15 protein-coding genes are annotated in these 12,582 nt (G+C 33.8%); 12 read left to right on the top strand and 3 right to left on the bottom strand.

The genetic code is table 11. The annotated features are described in order from the left end of the window. Positions 1–3 precede the first annotated feature (3 nt). The 6 genes from BTO05_RS10600 to BTO05_RS10625 are packed head-to-tail and all read left to right on the top strand — an operon-like array spanning position 4 to position 4,223. Positions 4–432: a hypothetical protein gene (locus BTO05_RS10600; RefSeq protein ID WP_087492637.1), complete on the top strand. Its 429-nt coding sequence runs from the start codon at positions 4–6 to the stop codon at positions 430–432. Beyond that, on the top strand, positions 433–1,566 hold the full coding sequence (gene hemW / locus BTO05_RS10605; RefSeq protein WP_087492638.1) for a radical SAM family heme chaperone HemW: 1,134 nt from the start codon (positions 433–435) through the stop codon (positions 1,564–1,566). It abuts the gene before it with no gap. Further along, positions 1,563–2,315 (top strand): cyclase family protein, encoded by a 753-nt coding sequence (locus tag BTO05_RS10610; protein WP_087492639.1) that lies wholly within the window; start codon positions 1,563–1,565, stop codon positions 2,313–2,315. The genes hemW and BTO05_RS10610 overlap by 4 nt, the downstream gene beginning before the upstream one ends. 7 nt (positions 2,316–2,322) lie before the next feature. Further along, positions 2,323–2,937: a DUF4230 domain-containing protein gene (locus tag BTO05_RS10615; protein ID WP_087492640.1), complete on the top strand. Its 615-nt coding sequence runs from the start codon at positions 2,323–2,325 to the stop codon at positions 2,935–2,937. Continuing rightward, on the top strand, positions 2,927–3,871 hold the full coding sequence (locus BTO05_RS10620) for an alpha/beta fold hydrolase (protein ID WP_087492641.1): 945 nt from the start codon (positions 2,927–2,929) through the stop codon (positions 3,869–3,871). Before BTO05_RS10615 ends, BTO05_RS10620 begins: the two co-directional genes overlap by 11 nt. Continuing rightward, positions 3,861–4,223 (top strand): MmcQ/YjbR family DNA-binding protein, encoded by a 363-nt coding sequence (locus BTO05_RS10625; protein ID WP_087492642.1) that lies wholly within the window; start codon positions 3,861–3,863, stop codon positions 4,221–4,223. Before BTO05_RS10620 ends, BTO05_RS10625 begins: the two co-directional genes overlap by 11 nt. On the opposite strand, the gene BTO05_RS10630 is transcribed toward BTO05_RS10625, so the two are convergent. Next, the gene (locus BTO05_RS10630) at positions 4,215–5,057 is read right to left on the bottom strand and encodes an AraC family transcriptional regulator (protein ID WP_087492643.1); all 843 of its coding nucleotides are present in this window, start codon (positions 5,055–5,057) and stop codon (positions 4,215–4,217) included. The genes BTO05_RS10625 and BTO05_RS10630 overlap by 9 nt on opposite strands. Before the next feature lie 126 nt (positions 5,058–5,183). Between BTO05_RS10630 and BTO05_RS10635 the strand changes: the two genes are divergently transcribed. Genes BTO05_RS10635 through BTO05_RS10660 form a run of 6 tightly spaced genes read left to right on the top strand, consistent with a single transcriptional unit; the run spans position 5,184 to position 10,892 of the window. Beyond that, complete coding sequence (locus BTO05_RS10635) at positions 5,184–6,143, top strand: dihydrodipicolinate synthase family protein (RefSeq protein ID WP_087492644.1); 960 nt, start codon at positions 5,184–5,186, stop codon at positions 6,141–6,143. A gap of 29 nt (positions 6,144–6,172) precedes the next feature. Then, positions 6,173–7,759, top strand: coding sequence for an aldehyde dehydrogenase (NADP(+)) (locus tag BTO05_RS10640; protein WP_087492645.1), 1,587 nt, complete (start codon positions 6,173–6,175; stop codon positions 7,757–7,759). After that, positions 7,760–8,770 (top strand): 4-hydroxyproline epimerase, encoded by a 1,011-nt coding sequence (locus BTO05_RS10645; RefSeq protein WP_087492646.1) that lies wholly within the window; start codon positions 7,760–7,762, stop codon positions 8,768–8,770. 3 nt (positions 8,771–8,773) lie between these two features. Beyond that, positions 8,774–10,021: an NAD(P)/FAD-dependent oxidoreductase gene (locus BTO05_RS10650; protein WP_087492647.1), complete on the top strand. Its 1,248-nt coding sequence runs from the start codon at positions 8,774–8,776 to the stop codon at positions 10,019–10,021. 53 nt (positions 10,022–10,074) lie between these two features. Further along, positions 10,075–10,638 carry a PhnA domain-containing protein gene (locus BTO05_RS10655; protein WP_087492648.1) on the top strand — a complete coding sequence of 188 codons (564 nt, stop codon included), beginning with the start codon at positions 10,075–10,077 and terminating at the stop codon, positions 10,636–10,638. Beyond that, a complete protein-coding gene (locus BTO05_RS10660) occupies positions 10,638–10,892 on the top strand; it encodes a DUF1272 domain-containing protein (RefSeq protein WP_087492649.1) in 255 nt (84 codons plus the stop codon). Before BTO05_RS10655 ends, BTO05_RS10660 begins: the two co-directional genes overlap by 1 nt. A 2-nt stretch (positions 10,893–10,894) precedes the next feature. On the opposite strand, the gene BTO05_RS10665 is transcribed toward BTO05_RS10660, so the two are convergent. Then, positions 10,895–11,365 carry a YybH family protein gene (locus BTO05_RS10665; protein ID WP_087492650.1) on the bottom strand — a complete coding sequence of 157 codons (471 nt, stop codon included), beginning with the start codon at positions 11,363–11,365 and terminating at the stop codon, positions 10,895–10,897. 44 nt (positions 11,366–11,409) lie between these two features. Continuing rightward, a complete protein-coding gene (locus tag BTO05_RS10670) occupies positions 11,410–12,510 on the bottom strand; it encodes a DUF4407 domain-containing protein (protein WP_087492651.1) in 1,101 nt (366 codons plus the stop codon). Positions 12,511–12,582 lie beyond the last annotated feature (72 nt).

Below are 12,582 nucleotides of genomic sequence, written 5' to 3' on the forward strand. Positions count from 1 at the left end.
TTCATGTCAAGAAAGTTTCAAATAATTCTCTATTTAGTTTTAATACTAGGTGTCTTAGTTCTTTTTAAAGTAACTGATGAAAAAAGACAAATTTCTAGAAATGGTGAGACTGTAGAAATATTGGTGATGAAATTTCCAGATTGTGAGTACAGAGGTAAATATGATACTAAACCTAATATTAGATTCAGTTTAGAAGGTGAAACCTTCAACAGGAGCATTAAAAGTAAATACTGTAAAATTCTACATAGAGATTATTTTAGTAAAAATATTAGAGGAATAAAAGTTTTGACCAATAAAGAGAGAAATCTTTTTGTCTTTCCGTATGAAGAGTTTACAACCGAATTGATATGTTTTATTTTAGTTGAATTAATTTTTATTTCTTGTTTATTGAAGATAATATTTAGAAAAGAAAAAGGCGAAGAAGAAAACTAAATGTCTGGCATCTACATCCACATACCATTCTGCAAACAGGCCTGTCATTATTGTGACTTTCATTTTTCGACATCTCTAAAAAAGCGAGACGATATGGTTGAAGCTTTGGCTAAAGAAATAGAACTTCGCAAAAAAGAATTTAAAGAAATAATAGTAGAAACTATCTATTTTGGAGGCGGAACACCTTCAGTTCTAAACAATAAAGAATTAGAGTTTTTAATAGATACAGTTTATAAAAACTATAAGGTTTCAGAACAACCAGAGATTACTATCGAAGCCAATCCTGATGATTTGTCTAAAGACAGAATTGAGGAATTATCAAAAAGTGCTGTAAATCGTTTGAGTATAGGCATACAATCTTTTTTTGAAGACGATTTAAAACTCATGAATCGTGCACACAATGCAGAAGAAGCAAAAGAATGTTTAGAAGAAGCTACAAAACACTTCGATAATATTTCAGTGGATTTAATCTACGGTATCCAAAATTCAACTAATGATAAATGGCTGCAAAATATCGAAACTGCATTGAGTTTCGGGATACCACATATTTCGAGTTATGCACTGACGGTCGAGCCAAAAACTGCGCTAGCATCTTTTATAGAAAAAGGAATAATTGACGATGTAGATGATGAGTTAGCGCACGAGCAATTTCATATTCTAAAAGATAAATTAGAAAAAGAAGGTTTTGTACATTACGAATTGTCTAACTTCGGAAAAAAAGGTTTCTTTAGCAGAAATAATACAGCTTATTGGCAAGGCAAATCATATATTGGTATTGGACCTTCGGCACATTCATTTAATGGAAAACAACGTGGCTGGAATGTTCGGAATAATTCAAAATACATAAAATCAATTTCAGAAAACGTACTGCCAATCGAGATTGAAGACCTCACTACAACCGACCGATATAACGAATATATTATGACAGGTTTGCGTACCATCTATGGTGTTTCATTACATAAGGTCGAAACCGATTTCGGTGAAGATTATAAAACCTATCTTTTAAAAACTTCAGAAGCTTTAATACATCAAGATTTATTGTATATTAAAGACGCGCGCATACACGTTACTAAAAAAGGACAATTTTTAAGTGATGGTATTGCCTCTGAACTGTTTAAAATTAATCTCACTTGATTACAACAATACAACTTAAGACTAGAAAAATTAGAATAGATTTATCACAGCCTTTAGATATTTCTATTCCCATACGTAATGGAGAAAAAAATGTTAATGCTTGGTATATTGGACCACCAAAAATAGAACCAGAACAATTTGATGAAGATATTGTAAGTGTCTCCGAAGGTGCTTCTGTAAACTTCAATACAATTACATTTAATCCGCATTCGCATGGCACTCATACCGAAACTGTTGGACATATAGTAGAAGAGAATTACTCTATAAACAAAACTCTAAAGCAGTTTTTCTTTTTAGCAGAAGTGATTACGGTTGCTCCAGAAAAATTGACGGATGATTTGGTAATTTCTGCAAAACAACTGCGTTTTGCAATTGGCAATAAATCTCGCGAAGCTATTGTTGTCAGAACAATTCCTAACTTAAAGGATAAAAAAACGATGCAATATTCTAATACCAATTGGCCATACTTAACCCAAGATGCTATTGAATATTTAGTCAAAAAAGGAGTAAAGCACTTACTCTTTGATCAACCAAGTGTAGATAGAGAAAAAGATGGTGGCGAGTTACGTGCGCATCATACATTTTGGAATACTAAAGGAAGTATCAGAAAAGAGGCAACAATTACAGAGTTTATTTACGTACCAAACAAAGTAGACGATGGTATGTACATGCTCAATCTTCAAATTGCACCTTTCGAGAATGATGCTACTCCAAGTAAGCCTATTTTATATAAAGTTTTAGATAATTAAAAATGATATGGAAACATTCTTCATAATAATTATTAGCATTTTAGTCACTTTGGGCATAGTAACCATAGTAAGGCAATGGCTAAGTAAAAAGAAAACAAATGAGCAGTCTATTATATTATTAGACAAGATAAAACGTGTTTGTAAATTCATAACGGTCGAAGGTGATTTTGCTGAGATTTACCACTATGAAGACGTCAAGGAAAAATTTCTAAAACTCATTACAAGTAAAAAGAAAGCACTCGTGGTTATAAATGCCAAAGCACATGTTGGTTTTGATTTAAGTAAGCTAAAAATGGATGCCAATGCCACCACAAAAAAAGTTGTATTGACTCATTTTCCACAACCCGAAGTACTGTCTATTGAAACTAATATCAATTATTACGATAAGCAAGACGGTATGTTTAATAAATTTGAAGCTTCAGATTTGACGGAACTGCACACTAATGCAAAAGCACATATACAAGAAAAAATTCCTGAAAGTGGTTTGTTTAATGTTGCTCGAGGCGAAGCATTAGAAGCTATTCAACTTATAGAGAGTATTGTGCAAACTATAGGCTGGAAATTGGATTATTCAGCCCTAAAAATAGAAGAACAGGATAAAAAGTTATTAGATGAAAAATAGACTAAAGCAAAAATATATCTACTACGGTATTTTAGTTGTATTGGTCTTTTTTATTCAAAGTATTTACTATTCTGACATTCCATTAGAAAAACTAAAAGAAACTTATGCTAATGAGTTTTCTCAGTTTATAGAAATTGATGGTATGCAGGTGCATTTCAGAGACGAAGGAAAAGGGTTTCCTATAGTATTAGTCCACGGCACAGCGGCTTCACTTCATACTTGGGATAAATGGGCTCAATCACTTAGAAATAATTATAGAGTAATACGTTTAGATTTACCTGCATTTGGTCTTACTGGACCAAATTCTTCAGGCGACTATTCGATTGACACATATACCAAATTTCTTGATGACTTTTTGATTAAACTTAATATTCAAAAATTTCATTTAGCTGGCAATTCCTTGGGTGGTAATATTGCATGGAATTATGCCGCTGAGTATCCTGAAAAAGTTGATAAACTGATTCTAGTAGATGCAAGTGGTTTACCCACAAATAAGCCACAACCTTGGATTTTTAAAATGGCTAAAACTCCAGTTTTAAATACATTGTTTCTTGGGCTAACACCAAAAACTATCATTAGAAAAAATTTAGAACAGGTTTATGAAGATGATACAAAAATAGATGATAATCTAGTTACAAGATACCATGATATGGCATTGAGAGAAGGAAACAGGCAAGCATTTATAGATAGAGCTAAAACAGATTTTAAACTCGGTGATTTTAAACAAACCGATATATTAAAAGGCATAAAGACTGAGACATTAATAATTTGGGGTGAAAATGATTTATGGATTCCTTTAGATAATGGTAAACGCATGAATAGTTTAATTAAAAATTCTAAATTAAATATTATTAAAAACTCTGGACATGTTCCAATGGAAGAGAACCCAGAAGAAAGTCTTAAACTATTAAAGGACTTTTTAAATGAATATTGAAGACTATAGAAATTATTGCATGAATAAAAAAGAAGTGACCGAGCATTTTCCTTTTGATAATGACACTTTGGTTTTTAAAGTTTGCAATAAAATGTTTGCACTAGCATCACTAAAAAAGTGGGAAGAAGGCAATGCGTTTATAAACCTTAAATGCAATCCTGATTACGCTCAAGAACTCAGGGCAGAATATGATAGTGTAAAACCGGGTTATCATATGCACAAACAACAATGGAATAGCGTTTATATTCATACTGGTGAACTTTCTCCAAAACTTATAGCTTCTTTAATAGACCATTCTTACGAAATGGTCATTAAAGGCTTACCTAAAAAATTGCGAGACCAATTAGAGTAGCTTTCTAAATGCTGAAGGTGTTGTCTGTTTAATAGCCTTAAATTGTCTGTTAAAGTTTGCGATATTATGATATCCAGAATTAAAAGCGATTTCAGAAATGGACATATCCACATCTTCATTTAGTAGTTTGCAGGCATGCGCAATGCGCAACTCATTTAAAAAAGAAAAATATGTTTTGTTGGTACGTTTTTTAAAATATTTACAAAAGGCGCTTTTTGTCATATTGGCTATATCTGCAATAGAGTCAAGAGAGATTTCTTTCTTAAAGTTGGTCATGGTATAATCATAAATAACTTGTAGTTTTTTACCATCTGCTAGATTATAATTTTTGTCATATACAAATGAAGATAAGGACTCGTATTGTTTGCGAGAAACAATTTTCATGATATTTAGTAACGTTATAAAACGCTCTAGTTTGTTAGCTGAACTTAAGCTTTGAAATAAGGATTCAATTTTCGTGGTGTGACGACTAATTTTAAAACCTTGTGCAGCACGTTTAAAAAAAGGACGTAATGTATTCAGTTCATTTAATTCAAAGAAACGAGTTCCAAATGCGGGTTTTGTAAAAAATAACGTCAGCATAGATGATATTTTAATCTTACTATTATCGCTTTTAAAAACATGTGGTAAATGACTACCAATGACTAAGACATCTCCTTTTTTATAACTATTTACAGTATTACCAACAATCAAAGTGCCTTCACCTTCAATAATAATACTTAGCTGAATTTCTTCATGCTGATGCAATTGATTATAAAAACTCTCACCAATATCTTCCTGATAAATAAGTACATCATCTTTTGGCTTCGGAATTTTAAACGGAAGTACTTTCATAATACTAAATTAATCTAAAATTGAATATATATTATAATTATGGATAATATAGTATTGAAGTAAGACAAAATAGAATTATACTCTCAATTCAGATAGCTGTAAGTTTATACAATTAAAATTTACAAAATGAGTTTAAAATGGGAAGGTGTTATGCCAGCGGTATTTACATGGCTGAAAGAATCAGAATCTGGTAGTCTTGAAATTGATTTTGATACAACACAAAAACAGGCCGTAAGTATTTTACAAGCTCAAGGAAAAGGTGGAAGTAGAATGAGCGGACTTGTTGGTTCTGGTACTTTGGGTGAGAATAGCTACCTAAATACTAAACAGCGTCTTTCTTTGCTTAAATCTCTTTCTGAGGTTGCTAAAGAATACAATGTTCCTTTAATCAGCGGAGCTTCTGCAGAAACTAAGGAAGAACTTGCCAAAATCGTTGAAGGACTTGCAAAAGTCGGAGTAGATACAGTCATGGTTATGCCTCCAAAAACCAAGGCGATTCCTTCTGAAAAGGAAATGTATGATTACTATGCGCTTTCTGAAGCAACTGCAAAAGATGTAGGCGTAACAATTATGCCGTACAACAATCCTGATGCAGCCGGTTATCATGCGCTCTCTAATGACCTACTTATGAGACTTTCTGTTCTTCCTAAAGTAGTTGCTCTTAAAATATCGACTATTGATGTTTCAATTATTGAAACACTGATGTTAGAGAATAAAAATTTAAAAATTTTGGCAGGCGTAGACACAGTTACTGTACACGCAGGACTTGCTGGAGCATGTGGCGGAATTACAGGTGTAGGTTGTATTTTTCCAAAAGCTAGTGTTACTATGCAAGAGTATGTTTTAAAAGGAGAATGGGCTGAAGCAAATAAAATTTCTCAGGCTTTAAATTCCTTATCTTATCTGGATGCTCAGCCGCTGCTTATGGAATACCTTAAGCTTGCTATGGGAATACATCATAATGATGTTTCTGGAGGTCTGCGTACCTTTGGTAAGAAATTAACTAAACAGCAAATTGACGATGTCCGTGCTAGATATTTCCTGGCAAAAGAAAGACTTGAAGTAATGGACTTAATAAGCGAGTAAGTAAAAAAACATTTAAAGAACAAGTAACTATGATTACAGGAAAAAACTATATAGGAAATCAACAATCTGCAAAAGGTACCAAAACGTATAAAACATTTAATCCACTATTAAATGCCGAAAACGAAACAGAATTTACAGAAGCTACAACAGAAGAAATCAATGAAGCGTTGCAATTAGCAACAGATGCTTTTGCTGAATATAAGTTTACTTCTGGAGCAAAAAAGGCAGAATTTTTAAATACAATTGCAGATGAAATTTTAGCCTTAGATGATAAACTCATAAGCACATATTGTTCCGAAACTGGATTAGCAGAAGGAAGAGCTAAAGGAGAACGCGGAAGAACTGTAGGGCAATTACGAAGCTTTGCGGATTTAGTAAAAGAAGGTTCTTGGGTAGAAGCAACAATAGATACTGCACAACCAGATAGACAACCAATGCCAAAATCTGATATTCGTAAGTTATTTGTGCCACTTGGACCAGTTGTTGTTTTTGGTGCAAGTAATTTTCCATTAGCCTATTCAACTGCTGGTGGTGATACAGCTGCGGCTTTAGCTTCAGGATGTCCTGTGATTGTAAAATCACATCCAATGCACGCTGGAACTGGAGAGTTAGTAGCAAGTGCAATTGTGGCAGCTGCTGAAAAAACAGGAATGCCAAATGGTGTATTTTCAAATATAAACAGTAGCGGTATTGATGTTGGTGCCCAGCTTGTAAAACATCCACAAGTCAAAGCGGTTGGTTTTACTGGAAGTATTAAAGGTGGTCGGGCATTGTATGATATGGCTGCAGAACGTAAAGAACCAATCCCAGTTTTTGCTGAAATGGGAAGCATCAACCCAGTTTTAATATTACCAGAAGCATTAAAACAACGAGGTGAAGATTTAGCCAAAACATATGCAGGTTCAATCACATTAGGAACAGGACAATTTTGTACAAATCCAGGTTTAATTTTAGGTTTAAAGAGTGATGAGTTATCTCAATTTGTCATCAATTTATCTGATGAAATTGTAAAAATTGAACCATCATGCATGTTGCATCCAAAGATTCATAATGCATATCAGAAAAACAAGGAAAATACCATATCTCAAAATCAAACAGAAGTTGTAGCTAATTATTCTGGTGATGTAAAAACCAACCATGCAAGTCAAGCGATATTGACTGTTGATGGTGACACGTTTTTAAATAATACCACTTTACATCAAGAAGTTTTCGGACCATTTTCTGTCGTAGTACAATGTAAAGACACCAAACAATTAGAAACTATAATCATGCATCTAGAAGGACAATTAACCGGAACTGTAATTTCAGAATCTGGAGAAGTGGATAATTATTCAGGAGTAATTTCGGCATTACAAAACAGAGTTGGTCGCTTAATTTTTAATGGTGTACCAACAGGCGTTGAAGTTTGTCCATCTATGGTGCATGGTGGTCCATACCCATCGTCGACTGATAGTCGTTTTACAGCTGTAGGTATTCATTCAATAAAGCGTTGGGTAAGACCATTCAGTTATCAAGATTGGCCCAATAATCTGTTGCCAGATGAATTAAAAGATGAAAATCCTTTAGGTATTTCGAGATTAGTAAATAATCAACATACTAAAGCAACAACAGTATAAATGGCAAAGAACACTTTTGTTTGTATTGATGCGCATACCTGCGGAAATCCAGTAAGAGTCGTCAAAAGTGGTGGCCCAAAACTTGTGGGAAGTACCATGAGCGAAAAGCGCCAGCACTTTTTAAAGCAATACGATTGGATACGCAAAGGTTTAATGTTTGAGCCTCGTGGTCATGATATGATGAGTGGCTCTATCTTATATCCACCACACAACCCAGAAAATGATTTTGCCATATTATTTATTGAAACTTCAGGATGTTTGCCTATGTGTGGTCATGGGACAATTGGTACTATTACCATTGCAATAGAAGAAGGTTTAGTAAGACCAAAAGTACCAGGTAAAATAAAGATGGAAGCACCCGCAGGTTTGGTAGAAATCGACTATCAAATGAAAGGTAAAAAAGTTGAATGGGTAAAACTCACTAATGTAAAAAGTTATTTAGCGACAGAAAACCTAACTATTAATTCTCCAGATTTAGGAGAACTCGTTTTTGATGTTGCTTATGGTGGGAATTTTTACGCCATAGTTGACCCACAGAAAAACTTTTCTGGAATTCAGGATTTTACAGCGAGTCAAATTATTGGGTATTCACAAAAATTGAGAGCATTAATCAACGAGAAATATCCAAATCAGTTTATTCATCCAGAGAATGAAACTATAAAAGACGTCACGCACATGTTATGGACTGGAACGCCACTTGATGAAAATTCTAACGGAAGAAATGCTGTGTTTTATGGTGATAAGGCGATTGACAGAAGTCCTTGTGGTACAGGGACTTCGGCACGATTGGCGCAATTATTTGCCAAAGGAAAACTAAAGGTAAATGAACCTTTTATTCACGAAAGTTTTATTGGTAGTAAATTTATTGGTCGTGTAGAAGAAGAAACACGTTTAGACGAAAACTTGGCGATTATTCCAAGTATTCAAGGTTGGGCAAAAATTTATGGGCAAAATACCATTACGATTGATGATGAAGATGACCCATATGCACACGGATTTCAAGTGATTTAAAAAATGAGTAAAAGTGTAATCATAATTGGCGGCGGCATCATTGGTTTATCAACCGCGTATTACCTTCAAAAAGAAGGATGCGATGTCACAGTTGTAGATAAGTTTAATTTTTCTGCTGGCGCATCGTATGTCAACGCAGGTTACATTACACCAAGTCATTTTATTCCATTATCACAACCAGGAATTATTACAAAAGGACTAAAATGGATGTTTAATCCAGAAAGTCCCTTTTATGTCAAACCAAGATTGGATACAGATTTCTTAAAATGGGCTTGGGCATTTAAAAAATCTTCTACAAAAGTTAAAGTCGAAAAAGCCATTCCAATTCTTAAAGATATTAACGTATTAAGTCGCGACTTATATGCTGAAATGAAAGCGTCTGGCGATTTTGATTTTCATTACGAAAAGAAAGGTTTATTGATGTTTTATAAATCTGATGAAGTTGGCGAAGAAGAATGGAACGTTGGTCAACGTGGAATCAAAGAAGGTCTAAACGTTGAAAACCTATCAACTTCAGAAGTAAAAAAATTAGAACCAAATATAGATTTAGACATTAAAGGTGCTATTTATTTCCATTCGGATGCACACATGACACCTAATGCTTTCATGAAAGATATGTATGCATATCTTAAAACAAAAGGTGTCAAATTTTGTTCAAATGAAGCTGTTGTTGATGTAGAACTATCAAATAATTCAGTTTTAAAAATCATTACAGATAAACAAGAATTGAAAGCTGACGAAATAGTTTTGGCAGCAGGAAGTTGGAGTCAACAACTATCAAAGAAATTAGGAATTGATATTTATGTTCAAGCAGGAAAAGGTTATTCTATTAATGTAGAGCGACCAACAGATATCACTATTCCGTCGATATTATGTGAAGCAAAAGTTGCGGTGACGCCAATGGATGGTTTTACAAGATTCGCTGGTACTATGGAAATTGCTGGGATTAATCATGGTATAAATCCTGTTAGAGTCAATGCCATTGCAAAAGCAGCGAAAAACTATTATCCCAATTTAGAGATTCTTAAATCAGAAACCGACCATGCAAAATGTGGATTAAGACCATGTTCTCCAGATGGAATGCCTTATATCGGAAAATCTTCAAAATGTAAGAATCTTACAATAGCGACTGGTCACGCTATGATGGGTTGGAGTTTGGGTCCAGCAACAGGTAAACTAGTTTCTGAAATTATTAAAGACCAAAAACCATTTATGAATATAGACGCTTTTCATCCTGACAGAAAGTTCTAAGAAACAAGTCGTCTTAAGAGATTAAAATTATCTTTGAGGCTTTAACACCTATTATGACTTCACAAAAAGACCTTAAAGAACGCAGTAATAATCAATGCGAATTATGTAGTGCAACAGAGAATTTGTCTGTTTACGATGTACCTAATGCAAGAGATACGGGAATTTACGCCTGTCAAAATTGTATTGACCAAATGGAAGATTCAGAAAAAATTGAACCAAACCATTGGCGTTGTCTTAACGATAGTATGTGGAGTGAGCATGATGGTGTAAAAATAATGGCTTGGCGCATGCTTAATCGTGTCAGTCAACCTTGGGCAGAAGATATGTTGGGTATGATGTATATGGAAGATGATGTGTTAGTAACGGCAAAAGCTTCTGGTGATGGTGAAGTCGATGAAAATCAAATTATTCATCGTGATGTTAACGGCGTAGTTTTAGACAATGGTGATTCGGTGGTATTAATTAAAGACCTTAAAGTCAAAGGCTCAAGTATGGTTGCAAAACAAGGTACGGCTGTTAGAAACATTAGATTAGATAGAGATAACTCTGATTATATTGAAGGTAAAGTAGGGCCAACTTTGACCGTAATTATTACTAAATATGTGAAGAAGTTGTAATGCTACAAATAAGACCAACATGCGAAAACTGTAACAAAGCATTACCATTTGATGCCGAAGATGCTATGATATGTACGTTTGAGTGTACATTTTGTTCAGATTGTGTAACCAAACTAAAAGCCGTTTGTCCTAATTGTGGTGGTGGTTTTGAAAAACGACCAATACGTCCTGAAAATTTACTTGAAAAATACCCAGTATCAACAGAAGTAGTTTATAAACCAGTAGATTTTGAAGCACATTTTAAGAAGCTATAAATCTAACACGACATATCCGCAACAATCTTCCACTGGCCATTAATCATTTTAAAGATGATAATGAAAACACCATCAGCATCTCCAGCTTCGCGTTTTAAATGATATTCACCCATAACCCAAAAGTTATTATTTTCAATTCGTGAAATATCATTAATAACAAAATTTAAAGTTCCAGTTTCTGCTTTTGTTGGATAGCCGCGTTTATAGTTGTCTAATGTGTTTTGCCAACCTTTGGTTAAGCCACTGCTGCCGTAAAATTTAAGCGAATCGCTTTTCCAGTAGCCTTGCATAAAACCTTCGAGGTCGCCATTATTCCAAGCGATTTCTTGGTTATTCATGACTTTTAGGATAGCTGCTTTGGCTGTATTGTAATTTGTTGATTCTACAACAGTAACATCTCCTACATCGGCTCTAACGCTAATGCATGTGTATGATATTAAAGCTAAACTGAAGGCAAGAATAAATTTTTTCATTTTTAGATAGAATTATATTTCAACCTAAAAGTAATAACTAAATATTAAAGCGCACCTTTCTGATTCTTAAAAAAAGCATCAGCTTGTAATTGCATTAATTCACGTGCTTTTTTGTGCTTATAATTGATAACTTCTTCTTCGTCAGCTATGTCGTTGTAAACTTTATTGTTAACTTCATTATCCGTTTTTAATAATAGTTTACGTTCGTTTACTTTTTGTGTTACCCACGTTTTAATAGTGGTTTCTTGGTCTTGTAATCGAAAATCAAATTCACCTTTAGGAGATAGTAGTTTGGCAAATATTGGAGATGTTTCAATAGCTAAGAATAATAAGAAAATAAAAAATGAAGGCAACCACGGTAAAGTTCCTAAAGCATTAACACGTGCCATCAAACCGTCAAAATTATCAATGACAGGTTGCGAAGTTTCTACATCACTTTTTTGAGTGTCTTGAAGCGATTTTATTTCAGTTTCTATACTTGCAATTTTTACTTTATTATCTGTTTTTAACTGTTGTAAATCGGCTAAAGCCGCGTCGTGTTTTTCTCGTTTTTCTTTGTATACAGGACCTTTTCCTAAAAGCTGAGTCCCAGCTGTGCCTTCCGCTTCAGAAATGTAAGTGTCGTATAGTGTGTTGACCTCAGTCTCTTTAGTGTCTATTTCTGTTTGAAGTGCAACTATATCGTTTTGCAATTCAGTAATTCTTGGAGTAAACTGCTCTGCAATTTGGTTTTGATTTGCTAGAGTTAAATCGTTTTTTTGTTCTAATAATACTTGATTGATTTCTTTTTCGAAAATCTTTAATTCTAAAGGTTTTGATATGACTACAGCAATAATTATTGCTAGTAATAGTCTAGGCGTGGCTTGAAGAATTTCATCTATTATACTGTCTCTTTTCTTAATAGTAGAGACTATATAGCGATCTAGATTGAAGATAAGTAATCCCCAAATAAGACCAAAAAAGATAGCAGAATATAGTGTGTCAAAAACAGTATATAAAGCATAACTAGCAGCTATAGTAGCCATTACTGCAGTGAAAAATACTGTAGCACCTATGCCAGCATACTTGTTTTGTTCTCCGATGGAACATTCTTTAAGAATATCTGTGTCTGCACCAGAACAGATGATGAAAAATTGTTTTAGCATGATGATTGTTTTTTGATTGTGATGATTGTTGGTCTATTAGAACGCTAAATGTTTGGTTTTGTTACAGTTTTA

Origin of the sequence: Winogradskyella sp. PC-19, assembly GCF_002163855.1 — a bacterium.
Taxonomy (GTDB): domain Bacteria; phylum Bacteroidota; class Bacteroidia; order Flavobacteriales; family Flavobacteriaceae; genus Winogradskyella.